Below are 25,380 nucleotides of genomic sequence, written 5' to 3'. Positions count from 1 at the left end.
ATGGAACAGGCAAATGTTCAAACCGGCGAATTATTCACGTTACAGCTACCGTCGAACCCGGAGAGCATAACGCAGCTTGAAGCGCTGATAGAAGAGATTGCTGATAAATACCATGTTGCAGATGATACATTTGCCAACATGATGACCTGCTTAAACGAGGCCGCTATAAATGCTATTATTCATGGCAATAAACTTGATGCCGCAAAAAAGGTAATTATTAATGCCGATGTTGCCCCTAAGCGTGTAATATGGACTGTTACCGACGAGGGCGATGGTTTTGATTACAATCACCTGGCCGACCCAACAGCGCCAGAAAACCTGGAAAGCCTTACCGGCCGTGGCGTTTTTATTATTAAACACCTGGCCGACCAATGCATTTTTAATGCAAAAGGCAACGAAATTGAACTACATTTTAAGATATAATGCCCGCTATCAGCTTTTTTGAAGAAGATATAAACTATAAGCTAAAAAACAAAGCCCTTGTGCGCCAGTGGATTAAAGACACCATTGTTGCCGAGGGCTTCAAATTAAAAGAGCTGAACTACATTTTTTGCTCAGATGCTTATCTGCTTACCCTTAACCAGCAATATCTTGACCATGATACCTATACAGATATCATTACTTTTGATAACAGTGAGGTTGAAGGCAATATTGTAGGCGATATTTTTATATCGATAGAACGCATCCGCGAAAATGCCATCAAATTTGGCCATTCGGAAACAGAAGAGCTTCATCGTGTTATCATTCATGGTGCGCTGCACCTGGTAGGCTACACAGATAAAAGTGTTGTTACAAAGAAAAAAATGACACAAAAAGAGGATGAGTATTTAGCTAAGCGAAGTTTTATTGGCTAATTTTACCTGCATATTTGTTTAACCATCAATTATTTAAAACCATGAAATTACTTTCTTTAATATTAGGCTTTGTTTTAATGACGGCCGCCCCGTCTTCGGTTTATGATTTTAAGCTGAAAACTATCGATGGCGACAACTTTTCGCTGGCCAAATACAAAGGCAAAAAGGTATTGATTGTAAACACAGCCTCAAAATGCGGCTTTACCAAACAATACAAAGATTTAGAAGCATTGGCCGAAAAATACAAAGGCAAACTGGTTGTAGTAGGGTTTCCTGCTAACAACTTTGGTGGCCAGGAACCGGGCACTAATCAGGACATAAAGACCTTTTGTCATGACAATTTTAACGTAACCTTCCCGATGAGCGGAAAAGTTAGCGTTTTAGGTTTAGATATCGATCCTTTATTTCAATATCTTACAACCGCACCAAATCCTGATTTTACAGGCGACATCAAATGGAACTTTGAAAAGTTTTTGATAGACGAAAATGGCAAACTGGTACACCGTTTCAGGTCGGCAACAACTCCGTTATCTGACGATATTACCAAGTATCTTAACTAAACCATTAGATAGATATTATGATTTTGAGGGCTTCGGTTTACCGGGGCCTTTTTTATGCACTTTCGGTATGGGGCTACTCATGAAGCATTCTTTTTTTGTCATCTTGGCACTAAAATCCACAGATTCTGGAAGAGGCAATGATATCATAAATAAAGACTGTCATGCTGAGTGGTAAAATTTCGCGAAATTCTGAAGGGAGAATGACAATAAAAAAAACGACTGTCATCCTGAGGAACGAAGGATCTATTCGCGAACTTTTTTGGCGGTTATGCATGGCGTAAAATAGATCCTTCGCTATCGCTCAGGATGACAGAAAAAGAAACATGTCATGGGTAGGAACGAAGCATCTATTCGCGAACTTTTCTATCGGTAATGCACAGCTGATAGATTCTTCGTACTTACCCATGACATGTCGTACTTTCGAGGGTGCGTAGGCTTGTCACCCTGAGTAACCTTTATTTGCACACAAATGATCGCATTGCAAATGACACTTTTTTCCAATTGATAATCAAATAGTTACAAATGTGTTAATGGCAGCCTGTCGAAGGGACGCGCGGAGAGGCCTTTGCCCGCAATGGTTCGACAGGCTCACCATGACAGTCCTTTTCAAGATGTCATTCCGCTTTCGGAATTTAGCAGCCTTTTACAACCCGGCATCATAGGCGCGCACCGGGTAAATCTCGATTTTTTCCATAAAAAAGGCCTTTCCCAACGAATCAGAAAAGGCCTTTTTTGAAAGCTTTGTTGTATGCCTCTTAAAAAAGAGGTAGGATAATTAAACTCTTTTTGATTTGATACGAGCTGCCTTACCGGTAAGGGCACGCAGGTAGTATAATTTAGAGCGACGCACTTTACCAACGCTGTTCACCTCTATTTTGTCAATGTTTGGAGAGTTAATAGGGAAGATACGCTCAACACCTATACCGTTAGAAACTTTACGAACAGTGAATGTTTCCGAGTTACCTGCGCTGTTACGTTGTATAACAACACCCTGGTAAAGCTGGATACGTTCTTTGTTTCCTTCTCTGATTTTATAATGCACACTTACAGTATCACCGGCCTTGAAGGAAGGAAACTGTCTTTTTTCTATTGATTGCTCTTCAACAAATTTTACTAAATCCATGATTTTTAGCTCTTAAAGCGATTTTTAGCCCGTAAAAATCGGATTGCAATTATAGGGCTTTTTTTTGATAAATAAAAACCTATTTTAAAAATTTCCACAATTTGTAATTTGTTAACAATCTGGGGGTGGTGAATGGTTGATTGGGCTGATTATGTGAGTGGTTATTTATCGCTTTTGCAATTGCTAAACTAATCTTCCAAATCGTCGGCAACAGGCCTTTTCTCGGTAAAATAGGCAATCACCGTATAAATCAGACCGATGATGAGCAGGTTAAAAACAAAATTGATGAGCGTATCGCTTACCGAGTGCGAGCGTTTGTCGATATCAATAAATGTGTAAACGGCATAGGCAAATGCTATAGCAAATATGAGCCAGCCTGCAACAGCGGCGGGCAAATAAAAAATTCCTTTGCGGGTAAACCAGTTTAATTTCATGAGCTTAACTTTTAATGGAGATACTTTCGGTCATTACATAACTTATAAAAACAAATACAATAGCCAGGCTAATCAGGATGAGCACGATGTTCCAAAGCTTTACTTTAATGGTAATGCTCACTTCCTTTACCTTGCGTCTCTCGGGGTCGATGTTTTTTACACCCACGTGCAGTATAGAAAGCACATTGATAATAATGCAAACAATGGGTAGTACAAATAATACTACCGGTCCAAGGAAATCTATAAAAGGGACTTTTGCCAATCCCGACATCAGGTTAAACATAGCGGCGAACCAGCCCATACGGGCATGGAAGAAATAAAACATAAACACACATAATAAAAAATAGCAGGGTACTGCTATAAGCCATACCCCAAGGGCGGCCGAGCGGCTGGCATTCATGATGGCCATTTTTACCGTATTTTGATGCTGCGAAGGGTTTACATCCGGTACTTTTAAATTTTCCATTTCCTTTAAAAATTCGTCGTTATTTTTCATGTTAATACCCTTATAATGCGTTAACTCAATTTGGTTGCAGTGTTACAACATGTTTCTTAATTTCTCTAACCCGCGTGACAGCAGCGACTTAATTGTTCCTTCGTTTTTGCCCAATATCTCGCCAATTTCGGTATTGGTTTTTTGCTCAAAATAGCGCAGTGATATTACCTCCTGGTATTTTATATCCAGCTTCAACAGGTTTTGACGTATCCGGTTATAATTGTCATAGGTTTTAAGTTCCTGCTCCATCATCTCCCGTTCGTCGTCGGCGTTTTCATGCAGCAGCTTCTCCATCTGTGGGTTTTCCATCAGTTGCTGTAGCGATTGCGGTTTGTATTTACTGCTGCGGTAATACTGGTTAAGCTCGTTGGTAGCTATGCGGTACAGCCACGACGATAGGCGGATGCCCCGCCACTGAAAGCCCCCGATTTTTAAAAAAGCTTTTAAAAAAGTCTCAGCGGCAATATCTTTCGATAAATCATAGTTGCCGGTGCGGCGCATAATATAGCCAAACACAGGTTTGTACCAGGCGTCAAACACCTGCCCAAAAGCAGCCGCGTCCGTTCGGCATTGTTCAATAAGCTGGGCTTCCTGGCTGGGGTTCATGATTACAACATACCTGTAATGCAAAAGGCATGGTTTGGTTGCAATCTAATTTAGGGAAAATCGGTGAGTGGTTGATTGGTGAGTGAACAAGGAGTTGTCATTTCGATAGAGCTTGGGCAGGGAAGAGCGCGGCGCGAAAGAGAAATCTTAGACGATATGCTATACAACGGAACCAAGTGTATGCAAATCGTCAAAGATTTCTCCTCGTACCTCGTTCGAAATGACATTTTTTACATAGGAATCACCCCATCACTCCAACAAATCCGGCCTCCGTTGTTTTGTACGCTCCAGCGCCTGCTCAAAGCGCCATTTTTCAATTTCGGGGGTATTGCCGCTTAAAAGGATATCGGGTACTTTGTGCCCATTCCAGTCGGCGGGGCGGGTATATACGGGGGCATCCAGCATATCGTCCTGGAACGAGTCGCTGAGGGCCGATGTTTCGTCGCTAAGTACGCCGGGGATAAGGCGCACAACAGCATCCACCAAAACAGCTGCCGGCAGTTCGCCGCCAGATAGTACATAATCGCCTATGCTGATCTCGCGGGTAACATAAATATCGCGGATGCGCTGGTCTATCCCTTTATAATGTCCGCATAAAATAATGATGTTGCCTTTAATAGATAATTGGTTGGCAATAGCCTGGTTAAGCCGCTCGCCATCGGGCGACATGAAGATCACCTCGTCATATTCCCGTTCGGCTTTAAGCTTTTCAATACAGGCTGCAAAAGGCGGGATGGTCATTACCATGCCGCTGCCGCCACCGTAGGGATAATCATCCACACTTTTTTGTTTGCTGGTTGAGTAATCGCGCAGGTTATGCACATGAATTTCGGCGATGCCCTTTTTTTGGGCGCGTTGTAAAATAGAATGTGCAAAAGGGCTTTCCAGCAAACCCGGTAAAACAGAAATGATATCAAAACGCATGTGCAAATATGCGGATTATTGATTTCAGATGTGCAGATTTCAGATTTCAAATGTGCAGATGCTGGATAGACCTGGGCGCTTTAAACCGCATTAATTCAAAAGTAACAATGAAAACAAGTTGTAAAGCCACCAGCCCCAATAATAATGCTACCCAGTAATCAACGCTATATAGTACCCAGGTTAACACAATAAGTAAACCATAAACAATGTAAACGCTTATGAGCATCGCTTTAAGCCTGATAGATTCTTTGATATTATCTTCGTTTTTCCCCTTCGAAGCTATCCATATCAAGGTAAATGGAAATATCAGATACCGCGTAATCTCCGGAACTTTTATATTCCATCGTGATAAAGCAATCAGGGTTATTGCGCCAATTAAAAAAATTAAAGTAAGCCATTTTCCTACTATATTAAATGGCAGATAAGGCAGGTAAAATGGTTGCCCCATTACTCCTTTGGTACGTAAATAATATAGCCTTGCAATAAATATGATCAGCAGAAAAAGTAGGTTATAGTTAATAACGATATCTGAAACAACACTGTTATGCCATCTGAAAATTCCTGATAAAAATATGATTATCAGTGTCATCATCAAAAAAAGGTGTACCAATACCGCCCAATATAAAGCATTCAACCTTAACTTATAAATTTGAGCGCTTTCATCTTTAAACTTCGAAAATCCGATAAATAACAGGCCTCCGATCAATAAGGTTGTTGCGACTTCATCCGTGAAGTTGTCATGCCCTGTTGCTAAAAAAAATCCCGAACGCCGAACAGGACCATAGCTTAGAAAAGGGATAACATAATGGCCAAACTGAAATAAAGTACCCAAAATGAAGCCAGGGATAGCCATTACAACCCCTATTATTTTAAAATAGTGTGGAAGCAATAAGGTTGGTTTCATGATGATTAGGTTTAATCTAATATACAAATAACGATGTAAACTTAAAAATCTTATTAACCAACCATGCTCTGTCTTGATTCCTGACTCTAATTTCTTGACTCTCCTCTACCCCCTGTGCTGATAAATGCTCCATAAATTACCGGCCGGGTCTGTAAATAGTGCCGTTATCTCCGGAAAATCTTTACCTATTGGTTGTACTATCGTGCCGCCATTGGTGGCAATTGCTTCTACGGTGGCTTCGGCATCATCAACCATAATAGATATGATAAGGCCCGGTTCTGCCTGGGGCTTGCGCCCGGTTACCCACATGCCGCTTACCTGGCCCACGCCGTCATCAAAAGAGGCGTTCCCCTGGTTATCCTGCCGGATATGCCAGTCAAATGTTTTTTGAAAAAAAGCCGCGGATACCGCGATATCATCTGCAGGGATCTCGATGTAACAGATTTTGCCATTACCAAAAGTGGGTTGGTTTGCCATGGTTATTTAATTTTAAGATCGTGAATGAGTTCTGTCTTGAATCTTGATTCTAATGTCTTGACGCTATATCGACTTCTGTATCTGCCACCGGTGTCCAAATGGATCTTCAATGCTGCCCTGGCGGTAGCCATAATCATAATCCTGCACGGGCGAGGTGATTTTTGCGCCGGCAGCAACAGCCTGCTCAATAACGGCATGCACATCGGCCACAAATAGCCCAATAACGACAGAATGCGTGCCGCCCGCAAGGCTATGAAGGCCCGAGTGTAACGTTTGTTCGTGCAGATGAAACATGGCTCCGTTGATGGATAATTCGGACACATGTATAGTTCCGTCATCGTTGCTGAAACGCCGGAGTTCTTCTGCGCCAAAAGCATCAATATAAAAGCTAATGTCTTTTAAGCCATTGGGTATGGCCAGTTCGGGGGCAAAAACAGGTTTGTCTTTCATCGTTATCAGGTTTAATTAATCTTCATCATCTAATATAAATATTGCCTCAACAGGCTTGCCAAATACCCGGGCTATTTTTAGGGCCAGCACAGTAGATGGTACGTAGCGGTTGCTTTCGATTGTATTAATAGTTTGCCGCGATACCCCGATTACCTGGGCCAAGTCGGCCTGGGTTATGTTTTTGATAGCGCGCTCAACTCGTATGTTGTTTTTCATAGCTATTCTTTAATTAAACGGTTATTCTGGAAAATCTTCCACCTGAAACGGATAATAAAGAATACAAGGGGCACCAGTAAATTTAAAAATAAAATATGTTCGGTATCTGTAGAAAAAATGAGGCTGACGATCAAAAACAAAAAGTTAACATAAACCGACCATTGTAGCGAATCGAGCCGGAGCCGCACTATCTGCTCGTCCTCAATTTTTTCTTTCGAGAAAGCGGCGATAAATAAGCCAATGGCCATCAATAAGGTTGTCGACATAAAAAACAGGTGCCTGCCATTAAAAATGCCATCGGCCGTGCCATCTCCATGCATTCCCATCAATTGTTTTTTATATAACACAATAGGAATATGCACAACTACTAGGAAATAGCCCAAATAACGCCCCCAGTAAGGAAATAAGAATAAAGGTTTCATTGCTGTAAAGTTTGATTTACCAAATGTAAAACAAACTTTACAAATGTCAAATTTATTTGACATTTTATTCCGGGCAAACACAGCTAAACAGTTAACCGCAATAAGCTTATTGTATGAGAAGATATAAACATCAACCGACACCCTGTTTTATTGCTGATCCTGGATAAATGATCCAGATACCCAAGGGGCTTGTATTGGCTAACACCAGGCACAAATATTTGAATGCCTGATTTGGGCGATCAATTTAGTGTTAACCATGATAAAATATAAAATGTTTATTATCAAATGTTTATAAATTTTTTATCGGAAATGTGTTAAGTTATGTTAACCATGTTTTTATGCGTTTGCCCTTACATTTTATTTAACAGGACGAAGACTCGCCCCGGCAAGAAAATAAATTGAGGCGCTTTCCTCCTGTTCCGCCTCGCCGCAAGAGTGGCAATACGCCGGTTGGCGGCTTGGCGAGTGCGTTTTAGCAGGGAGATAGGTCGACGCTATATTAATTATACAACAGGGAGAAGCCCGTTACACATTCCCCCTGTTCATCCAGCTTATCACCGCTTTAATTTCGCCGTAACTGTAGTCATCGCCGAGGACTTGTTTGAGGGGTGATAGCATTTGGGAGCCGTAGCTTTCAACAGCATCTTTAATGGCGGGGATTTTTTGGGCGGGTACCAGCGCTTCTACCTCCAGCTCGCCCGATTGTACAAAAAAGCTGAGGTGGCTTTCTATCGTCATGGGCGACAGGCTGCGCTCGGTGGCAATTTCGGCCACGGTTTTGCCGGTTTGGTAAAGCCGGAGCGACTCGGTACGGGTATCGTTTGTTTTGCGGGCCTTAATAGGTTGTACCGGACGGACGGACGCTGCCTTGCGTTCCTTCTTGGGCGATTTATAGGCAATTTTTGATTCGAGGCCTTTTTCTTTGGCGTAATCTTTCACGGGCTGCAACAGCTCGCGCCCGTAGCGGGCCAGTTTTACATCGCCAAAGCCCGAGATAAGGCGCAGCTCGTCGAGGCTTTGGGGCAGGTAGGTAGCCATCTCCACCAGGGTAGCATCAGATACAATGATGTAGGCCGGCACGTTTTCATGTTGGGCAATATCGTTACGTACGCGTTTAATGCGGCTTAGCAGTTCGGCTTCGTGCGGTGGTGCCTGTACGTGGGTGTGGGTTTCTTCAACGGTTTCGCTTTCGATAAACTCAACCTTTTGCAGGCCTTTGAGCACGGCGGCGCTTTGGTCTGTAAGTTTAACAATAGGGTATTCGTCGCCACCCATTTGCAGGTAGCCCATGGTAAGCAGTTCGCGAATGTAGCGCTGCCAGTCGGGCTTGCTGATATCGGCGCCTATGCCATAGGTTTTAAGCTGTTTATGTTCGTCGCGGATTTTTTCGGATTTCGACCCGCGTAAAAAATCAATCACATAGTTAATGCCGAAACGCTCGTTAAGCCGGGCCACGGCCGAGAGCGCCTTTTGGGCTATCAGCGTACCGTCAAAGCGTTTAAACTCGGTAAGGCAAACATCGCAGGAGCCGCAATTGGGCGGGAAAGCCTCATCAAAATAGTTCATCAAGTACTGGCGGCGGCAGCTTTGCAGCTGGCAGTAGCGCACCATATCGTTCAGCTTATTCAGCATAATGCGGCTTTGAGCCTCGTTGCCCTCGATCCTTGCAAAATGCTGTAGCTTACCGGCATCGCCCGGCGAATACAGTAGCAATGCCTCGGATGCCAGGCCGTCGCGCCCTGCACGGCCGGTTTCCTGGTAATAGCCCTCGATGTTTTTAGGCAGATCGATATGCACCACGTAGCGCACATTTGATTTATTGATGCCCATGCCAAAGGCAATGGTAGCCACGATGATCTTGACCTCGTCGCGCAAAAAAGCCTCCTGGTTGCGCACTTTGATTTCGCTGCTGAGGCCTGCGTTGTAGGCTTCGGCAGCAAAGCCGGCGGCTTTCAGGTCGTCGGCCAAATCTTCGGTAGATTTACGGGAAAGGCAGTAGATAATACCCGACTCGTCCTTCCGCTCATTTAAAAAGTTAACCAGTTGCTGAAAGCTGTTCCTTTTGGGGATAACCCGGTAGGTAATATTGGCCCTGTTGAAGGAGGATACAAATACTTTGGGCTTGTTAAGATTGAGTTTCTCGAGGATATCTTTTTGCGTCAGCTTATCAGCAGTAGCGGTAAGCGCGATGACCGGCACATTCGGGAACTCGGTTTTTAACTGGGCCAGCATCAAATACTCAGGACGAAAATCGTGCCCCCAGGACGAGATGCAGTGGGCTTCGTCTATGGCTATCTGTACTACATTCAGCGTTTTTAAAAACGGAACCAGCTTGTTTTCGGCACCAAACAAACGCTCGGGCGCAAGGTATAGCAGGCGGATTTGGTTGTTCCTTAGTTTTTCTACCAGTTGGCGCTGCTCATCCGGGTTTTGTGCCGAGTTTAGGAAGGCTGCCGGTATACCGCTTACATTCAAGCTATCAACCTGGTCTTTCATCAGGGCAATAAGCGGCGAGATAACAATGGTTAGCCCGTTTAACAATACCGCGGGTAGCTGGTAGCATAATGATTTGCCGCCGCCGGTAGGCATCAGCGCCATTACATCCTGCCCGTTTAATATATGTTGGATAATGGCCTCCTGCTGGTGCCTGAAAGCGCTATAACCAAAATATTTTTGCAGGGCCTGTAGAGAATTCATAGATATGCAGATGTGCAAATTTCAGATGTGCAGATAATTTTGCTTTTTCAGGGGCAAATTACAAATTATCAGCGAGATTGCTAATATTTTTAGATTTTTTGTCTGAACCTGAATTTATCGAATTTAAGAATTACCAGAATTTATAGAAGGGTGGCATTTTCAAATCTTCAAATTACCAAATTTTCAAATTGACTTTACCTAATGTAACAATCTACACATCTGCACATCTGAAATTTGCACATCTGCACATATTTTCTGCATATTTAGCTTTTACTACCATCTATATCAGTTTTATGATAAAAAAGCTACTTGTTGTTTTATTAGCTGTTGCTTCGGCAACGGTATCCTTCGCCCAAAAAATACAATCGCCCGATGAATTCCTGGGTTACAAGCTGGGTACTCAGTTTACCCCGCACTATCGCATTGTGGAGTATTTTAAATATGTTGCCCTGGCCTCAAAAAATGTAAAGCTGCAGCAGTTTGGCAGTACCAACGAAGGTAGGCCCCTGTTGGCGATGTTTATTGCATCGGATGAAAATATTGGCAGGTTGGAAGAGATTCGTCACAATAACCTGCGGGTAGCAGGGCTTGAAAGCGGGCCTGTTATTACCAATGTACCCGTAATTACGTGGTTAAGCTACAACGTACACGGCAACGAGCCCGCATCGAGCGAAGCTGCCATGTGGACTTTGTACGATTTGGTCGACCCATCAAACGCCCAAACTCAGGCCTGGCTTAAAAATACCCTGGTGGTTATTGACCCTTGCCTAAACCCGGACGGACGCGACAGGTATGTTAATTTTTATAACTCAGTACACGGCATTAGCCCCGAGGCCTACCCAACATCGCGCGAGCATGCCGAACCATGGCCGGGCGGCAGGGTAAATCATTATTACTTTGACCTTAACCGCGATTGGGCATGGCAACAGCAAAAAGAAACCCAGGCCCGTGTTGGCTTGTTTAACCAATGGCTGCCACAAATACATGTAGATTACCACGAGCAAGGCTACAACGCCCCATACTACTTTGCACCAGCTGCCGAACCTTATCATAAAGACCTTACCCAATGGCAGCGCGATGCACAGGTGATGATTGGTAAAAACAATGCCAAGTACTTTGACCAAAGTGGCTGGATGTACTTTACCAAGTACGAGTTTGATTTGCTTTATCCATCTTATGGCGATACCTATCCGTTATACAACGGATCGATAGGGATGACTTATGAGCAGGGCGGGATAAGCGGGGGCCTGGCGGTTACCACCCGCAGCGGCGATACGCTTACGTTGGTACAACGGGTGGCGCACCATCACTCTACCAGTTTAAGCACGGTTGAAACGGCATCGGCCAATGCGCAAAAATTTAAGGATGAATTTAAAAAGTTTTATGATAACAGCCGTACCAACCCGCCGGGCGAGTACAAAACCTATGTTATTAAAAACGATAACAACAATAAAATAAACGCTATGGCCAAACTGCTTGCCCGCAACGGTATTCAGTATGGTTTTGGTTTGGCCAATAAATCGGTTACGGGGTATGATTATATCAATGGCAAAACCGAAGCTTACGCTGTAGGGCCTAATGATCTGGTGGTAAACGCCTATCAGCCTAAAGCGGTATTGCTGCATGTACTGCTGGAGCCAAAAACTATTATCCCCGATTCAAATACGTATGATATTACGGCGTGGTCGCTCCCGTATGCATTTGGGTTGAAGGCTTATGGGGTAAAAGAGTCGTTAAAACCGGCAAGTGCAGAGTGGAGTATTACCGCGCCCAAGCCGCTGGTGAATACCCATGCTTATGCCTATGTATCATCATGGCAGTCTGTAGCGGATGTAAAATTCCTGGCAGCTTTGTTTAAAAAGAAAATAAAAGTGCGCTACGCCGAAAAATCATTCGATGCTGCCGGTAAAACTTTTGCGCCGGGCTCATTATTAATAACCCGCGCGGGTAATGATCGTGCCGATTTTGACCAGGTGGTTACCCAAACCGCTGCCGAACTTAACCAGGAGGTTACGCCGCTTTCGTCGGGCTTTGTGGATAAAGGATCGGATTTGGGATCAGATGCAGTTAAATACATCCGCCAGCCTAAAGTAATGCTGGTTGCCGGCGATGGCGTAAACTCCGAAGCCATGGGCGAAGTTTGGCATTTGTTTGAAGCACAGCTGGGCTACCCTATCACGCTGATCAGGTACCAGGATGTTCCACGCACCCGCCTGGCCGATTTTGATGTGGCTATTTTTCCGGACGGACGCTACGATGATTTTCCATCCGAAAGGTTGCAAAGCTGGGTGCGCGATGGCGGGCGTTTAATTGCTATTGATAATGCCGTGGCAACACTGGTTGATAAAAAAGGCATCCTGCTGAAAAAGAAAGAAGCTAAAAAGGATGATAAGGACAAAGATAAAACCGTTAAAATTTATGGTGAGCGCGATCGTGATGCCATCCGCGAGCAAATTCCGGGTGCTATCTTCAAGCTGAACCTGGACAATACCCATCCGCTTGGTTTCGGTTTACCAGACTATTACTACTCACTTAAACTGAACGACGATATCTACGAGCTGTTTGGCGATGGTGATGTCTGGAATGTGGGCACTATTAAAAAAGACAGTTATGTATCGGGCTTTGCCGGTGCTAAAGCCAAACAGAAAATCAATAACGGCCTGTTGCTTGGTGTACAATCCCTGGGCCGCGGCTCGGTTATATATATGGCAGACGATCCACTGTTCCGCAGTTTCTGGGAAAATGGTAAACTGCTGTTTAGCAACGCCGTGTTTATGGTGGGGCAGTAGGCCACAGATGTGCAAATGTGCAGATATCAGATGTGCAGATGAAAAAGAGGCCGATCGTACGTTTGTATGATCGGCCTCTTTTAATTAATGACTGATGTTTTTTGCAAATCGATTCATTTAAAAATCATTTGCATATCTGCACATCTGAAATCTGCATATCTGATTAATTGTTCCCTTTCACCCTGCCCTTTTCGTCGTCGGCGCCACTGCGGTGCTGGCGTACTTTGATGGAGTTGTTGCCAAAGTTATAGGTGAGGGTCAGCCTGCCTACCCGTGAGTCGTTTCGTTGTCTTATATCGAAGTTGTTGCCAAGTTCGTTGCTGCTTAAGTTATTACGACGAATGTTAAACACATCATCGCAGGCCACTTTAACATTCAGTTTTTTATCGAAGAAGGATTTGCTGATACCCAAATCAACAGAGTAACGTGGCCTTATTTTATAAATACCGTAGGTTAACTTCGATTGATAATCTCCCATAACCTCTAAACGGGCACCGGCAAACTTAAATGTTTGGGTTGTACGTGCCTGGTATGCCCATTGGCCATCGTTAAAGTTGAAGCCTGCAAGCGAATCGGATTTAAAGCCGAGGTAAAATGCGGTTACGTTGACATTTCCTTCCCACCATTTGGTAATGGTGAAGGGGGTGTTAATGTTGGCATTATAGCCTGTTTGTGTTTGCAGGTTTTTATTGGTTTGAAATGTTTTTTCGCCTTCGGTTAAAATCAGCTCGGTAATAGCATCGGTGGTGCGGCTGTAGCCCAGGCTAACATTAATGGTTTTATTATAGGTATAGTTAAATTCGAAATTTTGTGTGTACTGTGGATTAAGGAAGGCATTGCCTTTTTGAAAGGTATATGGGTCAAGATAAAATATGAAAGGATTAAGCGCGTCATAACCCGGGCGATCGATACGGCGGCTGTATGACAGGCTTACCTCGTTTTTATCATTGATGGTATGGTTAATAAACGCGCTTGGGAAAAAGTTAAGGTAGCTGCGATTTACCGGCGTGCTGCCAATCAGGTTGCCGTTTGATTGGGTGCACTCGGCACGCAGGCCCACCTGTATCGATGTTTTTTTGAACTGTTTGTTCAGGTTAAGGTAGCCGGCCTCAATTTTTTCGTCGTAAATAAAGTGGTTGCTGCGGCCTTTATCGTTAATATATACGCCGCTGCTGTCAATCTGGGCCCTTAAGTCATTATCAGTTTTAACGTTGCTGTATTTGGCGCCGGCTTCCAATTTTATGGTTTTGGTAAGCGGCTTGGTATAATCAACCTTGGCGGTATATATAGTAATAGTTGACGGACTTTGATTGCGCAATAACTGCGATGGGCGTTGCGTGCTGCCATCGGCTAAAAAATAATCGGTTGTGTATTGCGCGTTGTTGCCGTTGTTAAATTTAGAGTAGTCGAGGTCGAAGCTTAGCTCCTGGCCGTTGGTGTCTATTTTAAGCCTGTCGTTAAGGTTTACGGCTATGTTTTTGTAGGCTTGCTCAAAAACCGAATTGGTGCGCAGCGACGAATCGGCAACGCCATATTTGGTACCTATTATAGTAGATGTGCTGTTGTGGTTGTTTTCGGTATTTGAATAGCCGCTTACCACAAAGCCAATGGTATGCTTAGGCGTAAGGTCATAGTCGGCGCCAATGCGGTAATTATTATAATGATTGGCATCGGGCATATATGATTGCTGGTTAAAATAGTTGGTAACACCCTGGCCGTTACTCACCACCCTGTCAAGCAATAAATCATGCGCACGTTTGCTATCGCCCCGGCTAAATGTGCCAAACACATTTAGGTTACCATCTTTGTGGTTAAGGTTAAGGCTGCTATTATCCCTCCAATACCTGCCTTTTGCCACGCCGGCTGTAATACTGCCGTTGGTGCCCGACTGGGCATTCTTTTTTAATTTAATGTTGATGATGCCCGAATTACCCGCGGCATCATATTTAGCGGATGGGTTAGTAATAATTTCGATAGATTTAATGGTATTACCATCCGTTGAGCGTAACAACGTAGCCAGTTGCGCAGGGGTAAGATAAGTAAGCTTATCATTTATCATTACGGTTACGCCTTGTTTGCCCTTAAGGCTTATGTTATCGTCTTTATCCACGGTTACGCCGGGGGCCCTAGCCAAAATTTCCATGGCAGTATTACCGGCGGCAAGTACACTGCCTTCTACATTCATTACGGTGCGGTCAATTTTGCGTTCAACAAGCGGTTTGCTGGCAGTTACGGTAACCGTTTTTAAAGTGGTATTACCTGCCTGCATATTTATAACAGGCACTTCAATAGTACCCGAGCCTTCGGTAACGGTAAAAGGCTTGCTGATGGCTTTTGCGTAACCTACAACAGTGGCTTTTACCAGGTATTTACCGGCTGGTATTTTATCAAAAGAGTAAATGCCATTATCATTACTCAATGCCCCTTTAACTACGGTGGAGTCGGTTGCTTTTATAATACTTACGCTGGCGTAGTCAAGTGGTTTACCCTGGTCGTTTACCAACGATCCGGATACTTTGGCTGCGGCCGCCTTGCCAGTTTGAGCAAAGGACGCACTCCAACTGATAGCTACAAGCAGGAGTGTGTATATTATATGGTTGATTTTAGTTTTCATCATTGTGTTATTAAAGTGTTTGGGCAATACAATGCCATCAAGGAAAATGGTTCCTTTTAAAATTTAGTAAATAAGTTTTTAGCTGTTTTGGCGGTAGCCTTAAGTGTGTTTAGTAGTTATTTGATATAAGCTTTTTTATTCATAGTGTATGTCAGTTTAAGGCTGATGGGCGATAAGCGTCTTCGCCGGTGCCTGATCTGTAATTATTGTGTCTTTTGGTATAAGATGCACAATAGGGTGCATTGGTTACAGAGAAATTAAACTTTTTAACACAGGGAATAAATTTTGGGCAATATCCAGCATAATGGCCTGGCCTATGGGTTTGCCTGCGTTGGGTTGGGTTTGTGCTGAAATTAAGGGAGTTAGTTTAACAGCAATGGGTGGGCTCTGGGTAAACGTAACGTAATAAAAAGGAACAATAAGCCCGCTAAATAATAGCAGGCTTATGTATTTTATAACTGATCGCATTATATATTATATAACGATGTGGGTTTATTGCTGATTTGCATTTTTTAGGCTATCGGCTACCTCCTGCCTCCTCAGGCTGTCGATAGTTGCCTGTGGTACTGGTGGGATATCGCACTCAATGCCGTTTTCTTTCATGATAAATTTTGCGCCAAGCGGGTTAGCTGGTTTATTGCTTTGCTGACAATCATAGGGGTTAAAGCCTATGTTAACATCCAGCCTGGTATCTATAATTAATTTTGAATTTAATGGCACTTTTAAAGTAAGGTGTAAATTTTGACCGCGCCATAATGTACCGGCGGTCCTTTCCAGGTGTCGGTCAAATTTCAGTACCGAATCTTTTTGTATAAAACGGTAGGTTATGTTTTTTGTATTGGTAAGTGCATCCTCATAATCGCGGCCGCGTGCGGTAAATGATTCTACTAATACCGGTTGTTGTACATCGCTTTTTTCGATATCGATGCTTACGCGGTTCGGGCCGTCCATCTCATCGTTGCCGTTAAAGTCGTCGTCTAAAATAACCATGCCGTTAAAGCGCTCTTTTATGCGTAAACGGGTGCTATCCTCGTTGCTCAGGTATTTGGCATCGTTAAGCTGCAGGTAATAGGTATTGTTTGCCGGGGCTTTAAGATTGATGGTGGTGTTTAGCCTTGCGCCTTCCCTAAAATCAACAGATGCTCTTACGCCATAATATACTACCGCACCAAGCGCGGCCAGCCATACACACAATAAGGTGGTGCCAACCGACCTGTTGAATGAAGCATTGCGGAATAAGAAGCCAATAATGAGTAGAATGATGGCGGTTAAAGGGATAGCCAGTAATAAAAAGCCACCTGCTATAAATACAAGGTTGGTATTATGGTTAACTATGTTAAATGGAAATATATGGTAGATATCGGTTTTACCGAACGCTAAAAACATAATAACCACCACAATAAGCGCAATAGCAAGCCCAAAGCAGCCTAATAATATACCGCCTGCTATTATTTTACCAAGCAAACCGCCGGCACCCCGTAAAAATACACCAAGGTGATCAAAAAAATCGCCTATAAAATCGCGGGTCTTGTAAACAAAAGGCCTGGCCTCGTGCTGAAAGTTGTGCAGGTTTTCTTTAACCGAGCTCAGCTCTTCCTCGAAGCTCTTTTTAAAACCTTTCAGGTCTTGCTTCTCCCCTTTCATCGCCATCCTGTCGGCACGGCTAACGGCTTTCGGGATCACCATCCACAATATAACGTATAAAAAGAAACCGCTGCCTGCCACACATAGGAAAATTACAAAGGCCAGCCTGATCCAAACAGCCGGAATATCAAAGTAATTGGCAATGCCCGCTGCAACACCACTCACAAGGTGATCGTCCGGATCGCGAAAAAGCCGGCGACGCTCGGTATTATAAGCGTAAGAATTATTTCCGGGCGCTTTTGCATCGCTTTCGGCCGATTCAAAATCCTCAACCGAGCCCATTTGCTCAATTACAAGCTTTACGTCCTGCTCCACAATAACCTGTTTGCTTTGGCTTGCTAAAATTTCGTTAAACATCTCGGCAATGCGGTTTTCAATGTCGGTTGTTATCTCCAGGCTGTCGGCCGAGGTAGAAAAATGACGTTTTACATCTGTCATGTAAAGTTTAAGTACGTCATAAGCATCCTCTTCGATGTGAAAAACGATGCCATTTATATTGATGATGATAGTTTTGTTCATGATGGGTAATAATTTCAGGTTTTTTTATTTTCTGTCTCCAATAGCCGTTTGCACAGCATAAACTAATTCCTGCCAGGTTTTATCCAGCTGTTCCAGCACGTTCCGGCCCTCGTCTGATAGAACGTAATACTTTCGCGGCGGCCCTGAAATCGACTCGACCCAGTTGTAGGTGAGTAGTCCATTGTTCTTTAAACGGGTTAATAATGGGTACAGAGTACCCTCAACTACAAGCAGTTGGGCTTTCTTTAGCTCAGCAATTATATCTGAAGCATATGTTTCGCCCTTGGCTATGATGGATAGGATGCAGTACTCCAGTATGCCCTTCCTCATTTGGGTTTGTGTGTTTTCGACGATCATAATACAAAGATATATGTTTAAGATTGTATTATGCAATACATAGTACTAAAATTATTAATATTTGTTATAAAAGATGCTTTTTTTAAAAAAAAGTCATCTTTTTAAAGATTTTACTTGACTTTTTGACAACGTAACATTACTTTTAACATTAATTAACTATTAACTGATCTTATTATTAACAAAATGAAAAAACTTCTACTAGCAAGTTTGTGCTTTCTGTTGTTATGCCTAACACAGGTTTATGCGCAAAACCGTACAGTAACGGGTACGGTTACGGACAAAGGCGATGGCCTTCCGATTCCGGGGGTATCAGTAAAGGTAAAGGGAACCTCGAGCGGAACCCAAACCAATGCTTCCGGTAAATTCTCTCTTAGCGTGTCTCCGGGCGCTGTACTTACCTTCTCATTTATTGGTTACAATGCCCAGGATGTGGCAGTTGGCACAAAAAACACAATTGATGTTGTGCTTGCAAGTGCAAACAGCCAGTTGAATGAGGTTGTAGTTACTGCACTGGGTATCCAAAGGCAAGCCATTTCGGTAGGTTACTCTACTGCTAAAGTTTCTGGTAAAGAAATTACCCAGGCAAAACCAATCAGTGTTGTTAACGGTTTAACAGGTAAAGTATCTGGTTTGCAGGTTACCACTACCAACAATGGTTTGTTTGCCCCTACACGTGTTACACTACGTGGTAACAGATCGTTACTCGGTAATAACCAGCCTTTGTATGTTGTTGACGGAGCTATCTTCTATAGCGATATCAGCACACTTAACCCTGAGGACATTTTGGACATTAACACCCTGAAAGGCTCAAGCGCATCAGCTGTTTACGGTTCAGATGCATCAAATGGTGTTATCGTAATTACAACCAAACACGGTACAAAAGGTACTTCTGCATTAACTGTATCGTCAACCTACCAGATTGAGAAAGTTTCTTACATCCCTGAATACCAATCCCGTTTTGGTGCAAACGGTGGTGAGGGTGAAGTGTTTGACTTTACCAAATTTGGCGATGGTAATGGTAATTACTACTACTTTCCATATGAAAACCAAAGCTACGGTCCTGAGTTTAATGGTCAGTTGGTTCCTATTGGTCGCCCATTGGCAGACGGTTCATCAGAATTGGTTCCTTATGCTGCTGTTAAAAACCAGAAAAAAGATTTCTTCGATACAGGTATCACCACCCAGCATAACTTTAGCTTTAATTCAGGCGACGAAAACGGCAGCTTCTTCATGTCGGGCCAGGATCTGAAAAGTAAATCTATCATGCCTAAAGATGAAGGCCGTCGTGATATATTCCGTGTAGGTGGCGACAGGAAATACGGAGCTTTTTCAACTTCGTACTCTATGGCTTACACTTACAAAACTACCAATCAAACCAGCACAGGTGCTGTTTACAACGATTTGATCGAGTCGCCGGTTAATATTCCGATTGTTGATTTGAAAGATCCTAACAGCAAATACGGAGGTATTGATCAGTATTACAATGACTATTACATCAGCCCAGGTCAAATCATCAACGAAGTGAGGTACCTGAACGTTGAAAACCACATCCAAGCTAACTTACAGGCAAATTTAAAAGTAGCTAAGTTTTTAAGCTTATCATATCGTACAGCCCTGGATAACACCACCAGCAGATATGAGAACAAAGATTCGGGCCGCACTTACAGCGCCTTCACAAAAAGCGCAAATACTATGGTTTACCCTGACACTAATGGCGACGGGAAACTTGATGTGGTTCCTGGTGATGGAGCTGGCACAAAAGCTTCGGCCAACAATTTGCTTCCTTCATATGGCACCGGTAACTTTACCAACTTGTTGTTCAGCTCAGATTTCTTGGCCAACTTTAACTTTAAGCTTCCAAGTGATTTCAAAATCGACGGTACTTTAGGTGTTGCTTATCAGGACAACAAAATTACCTATACCAATATCGGCCAAACATCTTTGAACTTTTTGCCTTACAACGTATCTAACTTCACAGGTGCACCAGGCATAGGCCAGGCGCAATTCCAGGCCCGTAAATTAGGTTACTTTGGTACAGCAACCATCGGCTACAAAAGCTATGCATTTATCCATGGTTCATACCGTACAGATTTAGATTCAAGGTTATCTGAAAAAAATAAATATATCCCTTACTATGGTATCGACGGTACTGTTGTGTTAAGCGAGATTTTCAAAAGCATAGCGGAGAATGATTACGTTAACTTTGTAAAACTACGTTTTGCCCATTCATTAACAGGTAACGCTTCTCCGTTAGCCGGCGGGTCTCAATACATTGCCTACGGTGCTTATCAAACTATACCTACTGTAGGTGCTGCTGCTAACTTCCCTTACAGCGCCTCAGGTATATCTGGGTACGCATTAAATGGTACTATTGCCAATCCTGACATTAAACCAGAAAAAGTTACTGAAAATGAGATCGGTTTAGATTTAGGCTTCTTTAAGGATAGGTTAACATTAACTGCATCGGCTTACAAAGCGGTAACTAAAGATGGTATTGTGCCTGCGCAAATTTCTCGTGCATCCGGCTTTACTTCGGCTATATTGAATGCCGCTAATACTCAAAACAAAGGTTTGGAGTTAGATTTACACGGTACCGTTATCAAATCACAAGCGGTAACCTGGAATTTGGGCGTTAACTACACTAAACAACAAAGTAAAGTTAACAGTATTGCAGCGAGCCTGAAAGAATTAGCTATTGGTGGTAATACCTTTGCTATCCTGGACCTGCCCTATGCGCAATTAAAAGGATATGACTGGTCAAGGGATCCCGCATCCGGTAAAGTAATTGTTGATGCCAACACCGGTTTGCCGGTAAGAGCATCTGCCACAACAGCTTTAGGTAATGTAAACCCAACCGACATATTAGGTTTTACATCTTCGGTAAGCTACAAAGGCTTCACGTTGAATTTAACAGTTGATTATAGAGGCGGCTACAAAATCTTCAACCAAATTTCAAATACGCTTGACCACGCTGGTAACAGTATCACTTCTACCCTTGCCGGCCGTCAGCGTTTTGTATTCCCGAACTCGGTTTACAAAAATGCGCAAGGAAATTATGTTGATAATACAAACATACTTACGCAAGATGGTAACTACAACTTTTGGCCAACTACCTACTTAGGTGTTGATGCCAACTATGTAACCAGCGCGGCTGCCTGGAAATTACGCGAAGCTACTATCAACTATAACTTCCCTAAAGCCTGGTTACGCGATGTTAAGTTTATTAAAAACGTTAACGTTGCAGTTTCTGGCCGTAACCTGATCATGCTACGTCCGAAGACCAATAAATACACCGATCCTGAGTTTAACGATGATACCAGCAACGCTGTTGGTAGAACAACCCTAAACCAGGCTCCGCCAACCAGAATATTCAGCGGTACATTAGCTGTAACTTTTTAACAAAGAAATTGATAGAAAAAATGAAAACGAAAACAATATTTAAGCGAAAAGTTAACCTGAGTTTGCTTTTCTCTGCGCTGCTGTTAACGGGTATTGTAGGATGTCAGAAGGGAACATTTGATGTTAACAAAGTGAACCCTAACTCACCAACTTCTGCTCCGTCACAATACTTATTAAGCGCAGCATTGGCTTCTACCGCAAGTTTAATGCATGGCGGTAACTCTGATGTGTTGGATAACTGGATGGGTTACTGGACACAAAGCGGTGGTTTTACACCAAGTACTACTTACGTAATTTACCAGATAACCAGCAGTAACTATACAGGTAACTTTGATAGTGCCTACATTATTTTATCAAATTACAATCTGTTGTTAAAAAATGCCGGTAACGATCCAACACAGTCATACTACAAAGCGATGGCTACAATTATGGAAGCCTTTATGTATCAGCGACTTGTTGATTTATACAACAGCGTGCCATATTCTCAGGCGCTTAGTACAAATGCAACATTTTCATACAAGTATGATGATCCGGCTACTATTTACAAAAGCCTGGTTGCCAAGTGCGATTCGGCGGTTACAATTATTAACGCTGCCCCAAGCAATGCTTTAAATCCGGGCAACTATGATGTGGTATTTGGTGGAAATATGCCAAACTGGGTAAAGTTTGCCAAAACATTAAAACTTAAGCTTTTAATGCGTCAAACAGAAAATGGTTTAGGTAGTGCGGGTGTTAAATCCGCTTTATCAGGCATGACAACCGGCGACTTCTTAACTGTAGATGCATCTGTTAACCCAGGTTACTCTAACGCAACAAGCGGCCAGTTAAACCCGCTTTATTATGATTTGGTTGCCAATGCAACTGGCCAAAATGGATTAAATACTACCTACTACCGTGCCAACAGCTATGCAGTTAAATTTTACCAGGATCATAACGATCCACGTATAAATGCAATCTACGCACCATCGGGTCAGGAGGCCATCGCTTATACCACCCAATTAGATGGTACAATTGCTACAAACAGGGCTAAAGTAAAAGGCAGGGATTACGGCAGTACCAATGGTAATGGCGAGTCAAATTCTGTAATCTCGGCTATTCTTGGTACAGGTTTTACATCTGCCGGTAAACAAAAGGGCCCAACGCAATCGGCACCACTTATTACTGCATTTGAAAGCCTGTTTTTACAGGCGGAAGCTGTTCAGCGTGGGTATCTTGCGGGCGATGCCGGAGCCATTTACAATGCGGCAGTAGCGGCTGATTTTACATTCCTTGGCGCACCTGGTGCTGCCGACTATACAAACCAGCCAGATGCTTTAACCAACTATTCAGTTTCGTTAGATAAAATAACCACCATTATTACACAAAAATGGGCCGCCATGAACTCGGTTGACCCATTAGAGTCATATAGCGACTGGAGAAGATTAAATATCCCAAGCAACCTTCCTGTTTCTCATTATCCAGGTGTTACGGTAACACACATTCCTTATCGTTTCCCTTATACTATTAATGAAACTACCTTAAATGGGGCTAATGTGCCGTCGGGCGGTACAGGTACAGATTTATTCACATCTAAAATATTCTGGATGAAATAAGCATCTGTGCTTATATTTAAGAACAATTAAAAAACGAAAGAAATGAAAAAATTAATCATACTATTAGGAGTCCTTACCGTCTCGCTTACATCTTGTTTAAAGGATAAGCCAAACGTGGATTTTTCAAATATCGGCGCTTTCACGGAGCTGGTACACAGCGGTGCACCTTACTTTAACGAGGCTGCAATTACCGATGCTGCAGATACCATTGTAAAAACGCTGCAGGTAAACATTACCGGCCAATACCCGCCAACAAAAGATGTAACAGTAACAATAGGGGTAGATAATGCTTTGCTTACAGCCTACAACGCTGCAAACACGGCAATTGTTTATGAAGCACCTCCAGCAGGTTCGTTCAAAATTGGGGCAACATCTGTAACCATAAAAGCTGGTTCACGGTTAGCTAACATTCCTGTAACTTTTTACAAAAAGCAGCTTGATCCATCAAAAAGCTATATGTTACCTATCAAGATAGTTAGCTCAACTATAGCATTAAGTGGTAACTTCACAGTTAAATATTACCACTTTATTGGTAACGACTTTGCAGGAACATACAACCACTTTTACACCAGGTGGGAGCAGGCAGATACAACTGCAAGTGCCCCTTCAAGCAAACGTGTGAATAAAGGTACCTCGGTTTTTAACCCGATAAGTCCTACCGAGTTTACGGTAACAACCTCTTATTACACCGCGCCACGCTATGATGTAACCTTTGTTAAAACCGGTAACGGAGCTACAGCAACCTATTCGAAATTTGTAATTAAATTTTACGGAACGGATATAGCTGACTTATTTACACCTGGTGGTGTAGTATTAGCTACCGGTCCGTTCTTTTTACCGGCAGATTACCATACTAACCCATTTGATCCAAATGGCGTATATACTTACGCACAATCATTGAAGTTGTTCAGATTTTTCTTCACTACGGCTTCAAGAGGAATTATTGACGAGTACACTAAGTAATCTTAAAAGAAAATATAGCGTATTTAATGGCCGGTTCATTCATTTGAACCGGCCATTTTTCTTATTTTTTTTTTAACTTGATAAGCAATCGTTTTAACAGGCCGGCGCTATTATCATCATAAAATTTAATTAAAAGCAGGTGTATCAAACAAAAGGATAATTGCGTTATCTAATTAGCAATCAACGCATTGTTGTATTTATCAAGCGATTTAACAAACGGGTGTAAATTTTTTGATATACAGATATTACTTAAAAATAAATAAATGTTTGATTTTGAATCTGTTTATATTTATAGTTAACTTTAATACTTATTATAATTGAAAATGAAAAAACAAATCCTACCTACCTTATTGTGTGTTGCAGCTACTCATTTTGCAATGGCACAAACAACCGCTTCGGGTACAGTTAAAAATGAGAATGGGCAAGCAGTTGTTTCGGCCCTTGTGCAGGAGGCCAATACAAAAACAGCAACTTATACCGATTCGGCGGGCTTTTTTACCCTGCCGCTAACTGGTAATACCGCATTGCTGGTAAGCGCCAAAGGTTATAAAGACGAAAAAGTGAGTGCTAAAGATAATCTGGTGGTAGTGCTTAAGCACGGCAAATCGTCGGCTAAAGAATTAACACCGGAAGATCCTAACAAAGCGGCAGCTAGTCCTGTCCTTGAAAATAAAAACCAGGGATCGACATTTTTTAACGTTTCTGCTGCAAGCGGAAGCTTATTTAATATAAGCCATAAAGAAGATACCAAAGGTAGCCGTTATTTAATCGGCGATGGCTGGGCTAAAGGTTATGTAGTTGACAAAACTGGTGCCACAGTTAAAAATGATAATTTTGCCTATAACTACGACAAGATTAATGGCTCCCTGTTGTTAACCCAAGATAAACGTGCAGCCGTTGACGTAGACCGCGACCAGATAAAAAGCTTTACGATTTATAATAAACTCGATCAGCCTGAAACATACCAATTGGTTGCTGCGATAAATCCAACACATTACAGCCAGGTATTATCAGATGGCAGCAAATACAAGGTTTATAAGTTTACCAAAACAACATTTGTAAAGTCGGATTTTAAAACCGATGGTATGACATCAACCGGAAACCACTATGACGAATATGTTGACGAGCCAACTTATTATGTACTTAATGTTAAAACCGCGGCTTTGCAAAAGATCTCGTTAAAGGCAAAGGCCATCAAACAGGTGTTTGCTGCCGATGCTGATAAAGTGAAAACTTATTTTAACGACCATGCTGATGATGATATCAACGATACCTTTCTGAGTAACCTTGCCGATTCGTTGAATTAAGAAGACAGATAAGACTATATCGTAAAAAAGACC

Annotated in this window: 23 protein-coding genes; 8 read left to right on the top strand and 15 right to left on the bottom strand. The window is 42.7% G+C overall.

Annotation, left to right across the window (positions count from 1 at the left end; translation table 11 throughout):
- The 3 genes from FSB76_RS12940 to FSB76_RS12930 are packed head-to-tail and all read left to right on the top strand — an operon-like array spanning position 1 to position 1,414.
- Positions 1-423, top strand: a complete 423-nt coding sequence (locus FSB76_RS12940) for an ATP-binding protein (RefSeq protein ID WP_147053975.1) — start codon at positions 1-3, stop codon at positions 421-423.
- Positions 423-854, top strand: coding sequence for an rRNA maturation RNase YbeY (gene ybeY / locus FSB76_RS12935; protein WP_147053974.1), 432 nt, complete (start codon positions 423-425; stop codon positions 852-854). The genes FSB76_RS12940 and ybeY overlap by 1 nt, the downstream gene beginning before the upstream one ends.
- A 41-nt stretch (positions 855-895) precedes the next feature.
- Entirely contained in the window at positions 896-1,414 is a 519-nt protein-coding gene (locus tag FSB76_RS12930) for a glutathione peroxidase (RefSeq protein WP_147053973.1), read from the top strand.
- A 775-nt stretch (positions 1,415-2,189) separates the two neighbouring features.
- On the opposite strand, the gene rplS is transcribed toward FSB76_RS12930, so the two are convergent.
- The 11 genes from rplS to recQ form a co-directional block, all read right to left on the bottom strand.
- Positions 2,190-2,537: a 50S ribosomal protein L19 gene (gene rplS / locus FSB76_RS12925; RefSeq protein ID WP_090651474.1), complete on the bottom strand. Its 348-nt coding sequence runs from the start codon at positions 2,535-2,537 to the stop codon at positions 2,190-2,192.
- Positions 2,538-2,725: 188 nt separating this feature from the next.
- Positions 2,726-2,971 carry a hypothetical protein gene (locus FSB76_RS12920; RefSeq protein WP_147053972.1) on the bottom strand — a complete coding sequence of 82 codons (246 nt, stop codon included), beginning with the start codon at positions 2,969-2,971 and terminating at the stop codon, positions 2,726-2,728.
- 4 nt (positions 2,972-2,975) lie between these two features.
- Positions 2,976-3,467 carry a hypothetical protein gene (locus FSB76_RS12915; RefSeq protein ID WP_147053971.1) on the bottom strand — a complete coding sequence of 164 codons (492 nt, stop codon included), beginning with the start codon at positions 3,465-3,467 and terminating at the stop codon, positions 2,976-2,978.
- A 42-nt stretch (positions 3,468-3,509) separates the two neighbouring features.
- Positions 3,510-4,073 carry an RNA polymerase sigma factor gene (locus FSB76_RS12910; RefSeq protein WP_147053970.1) on the bottom strand — a complete coding sequence of 188 codons (564 nt, stop codon included), beginning with the start codon at positions 4,071-4,073 and terminating at the stop codon, positions 3,510-3,512.
- A 249-nt stretch (positions 4,074-4,322) separates the two neighbouring features.
- A complete protein-coding gene (gene trmD, locus FSB76_RS12905; protein WP_147053969.1) occupies positions 4,323-4,997 on the bottom strand; it encodes a tRNA (guanosine(37)-N1)-methyltransferase TrmD in 675 nt (224 codons plus the stop codon).
- Positions 4,998-5,043: 46 nt separating this feature from the next.
- Positions 5,044-5,901: a hypothetical protein gene (locus FSB76_RS12900; protein WP_147053968.1), complete on the bottom strand. Its 858-nt coding sequence runs from the start codon at positions 5,899-5,901 to the stop codon at positions 5,044-5,046.
- Between the two features lie 105 nt (positions 5,902-6,006).
- On the bottom strand, positions 6,007-6,378 hold the full coding sequence (locus FSB76_RS12895) for a VOC family protein (RefSeq protein ID WP_147053967.1): 372 nt from the start codon (positions 6,376-6,378) through the stop codon (positions 6,007-6,009).
- Positions 6,379-6,441: 63 nt separating this feature from the next.
- Positions 6,442-6,828 (bottom strand): VOC family protein, encoded by a 387-nt coding sequence (locus FSB76_RS12890; protein ID WP_147053966.1) that lies wholly within the window; start codon positions 6,826-6,828, stop codon positions 6,442-6,444.
- A 15-nt stretch (positions 6,829-6,843) separates the two neighbouring features.
- Positions 6,844-7,044, bottom strand: coding sequence for a helix-turn-helix transcriptional regulator (locus tag FSB76_RS12885; RefSeq protein ID WP_147053965.1), 201 nt, complete (start codon positions 7,042-7,044; stop codon positions 6,844-6,846).
- Between the two features lie 2 nt (positions 7,045-7,046).
- A complete protein-coding gene (locus tag FSB76_RS12880) occupies positions 7,047-7,466 on the bottom strand; it encodes a hypothetical protein (RefSeq protein ID WP_147053964.1) in 420 nt (139 codons plus the stop codon).
- 525 nt (positions 7,467-7,991) lie between these two features.
- Complete coding sequence (recQ, locus tag FSB76_RS12875; RefSeq protein WP_147053963.1) at positions 7,992-10,163, bottom strand: DNA helicase RecQ; 2,172 nt, start codon at positions 10,161-10,163, stop codon at positions 7,992-7,994.
- Positions 10,164-10,456: 293 nt separating this feature from the next.
- Between recQ and FSB76_RS12870 the strand changes: the two genes are divergently transcribed.
- Positions 10,457-12,952, top strand: a complete 2,496-nt coding sequence (locus FSB76_RS12870) for a M14 metallopeptidase family protein (protein WP_147053962.1) — start codon at positions 10,457-10,459, stop codon at positions 12,950-12,952.
- A 163-nt stretch (positions 12,953-13,115) separates the two neighbouring features.
- Here the strand turns inward: FSB76_RS12870 and FSB76_RS12865 are convergent, their stop codons facing one another.
- The 4 genes from FSB76_RS12865 to FSB76_RS12850 all read right to left on the bottom strand — a co-directional run bounded on the left by FSB76_RS12865 (position 13,116) and on the right by FSB76_RS12850 (position 18,086).
- Positions 13,116-15,569 (bottom strand): outer membrane beta-barrel family protein, encoded by a 2,454-nt coding sequence (locus FSB76_RS12865; RefSeq protein WP_147053961.1) that lies wholly within the window; start codon positions 15,567-15,569, stop codon positions 13,116-13,118.
- Between the two features lie 243 nt (positions 15,570-15,812).
- Positions 15,813-16,034 carry a hypothetical protein gene (locus FSB76_RS12860; RefSeq protein ID WP_147053960.1) on the bottom strand — a complete coding sequence of 74 codons (222 nt, stop codon included), beginning with the start codon at positions 16,032-16,034 and terminating at the stop codon, positions 15,813-15,815.
- Between the two features lie 24 nt (positions 16,035-16,058).
- Entirely contained in the window at positions 16,059-17,729 is a 1,671-nt protein-coding gene (locus FSB76_RS12855) for a PspC domain-containing protein (protein ID WP_147053959.1), read from the bottom strand.
- Between the two features lie 24 nt (positions 17,730-17,753).
- A complete protein-coding gene (locus tag FSB76_RS12850) occupies positions 17,754-18,086 on the bottom strand; it encodes a PadR family transcriptional regulator (RefSeq protein WP_090639171.1) in 333 nt (110 codons plus the stop codon).
- A gap of 183 nt (positions 18,087-18,269) precedes the next feature.
- Here FSB76_RS12850 and FSB76_RS12845 point away from each other — a divergent pair, with 183 nt between their 5' ends.
- The 4 genes from FSB76_RS12845 to FSB76_RS12830 all read left to right on the top strand — a co-directional run bounded on the left by FSB76_RS12845 (position 18,270) and on the right by FSB76_RS12830 (position 25,347).
- Positions 18,270-21,485: a SusC/RagA family TonB-linked outer membrane protein gene (locus tag FSB76_RS12845; protein WP_147053958.1), complete on the top strand. Its 3,216-nt coding sequence runs from the start codon at positions 18,270-18,272 to the stop codon at positions 21,483-21,485.
- Positions 21,486-21,505: 20 nt separating this feature from the next.
- A complete protein-coding gene (locus FSB76_RS12840) occupies positions 21,506-23,077 on the top strand; it encodes a SusD/RagB family nutrient-binding outer membrane lipoprotein (RefSeq protein ID WP_147053957.1) in 1,572 nt (523 codons plus the stop codon).
- A gap of 42 nt (positions 23,078-23,119) precedes the next feature.
- Positions 23,120-24,040 carry a DUF1735 domain-containing protein gene (locus FSB76_RS12835; RefSeq protein ID WP_147053956.1) on the top strand — a complete coding sequence of 307 codons (921 nt, stop codon included), beginning with the start codon at positions 23,120-23,122 and terminating at the stop codon, positions 24,038-24,040.
- A gap of 323 nt (positions 24,041-24,363) precedes the next feature.
- Positions 24,364-25,347 (top strand): carboxypeptidase-like regulatory domain-containing protein, encoded by a 984-nt coding sequence (locus tag FSB76_RS12830; protein ID WP_147053955.1) that lies wholly within the window; start codon positions 24,364-24,366, stop codon positions 25,345-25,347.
- Positions 25,348-25,380: the final 33 nt, after the last annotated feature.

It is taken from the genome of Mucilaginibacter ginsenosidivorax (genome assembly GCF_007971525.1).
Taxonomy (GTDB): domain Bacteria; phylum Bacteroidota; class Bacteroidia; order Sphingobacteriales; family Sphingobacteriaceae; genus Mucilaginibacter; species Mucilaginibacter ginsenosidivorax.
This window is presented reverse-complemented; position numbering and strand designations above follow the sequence as displayed.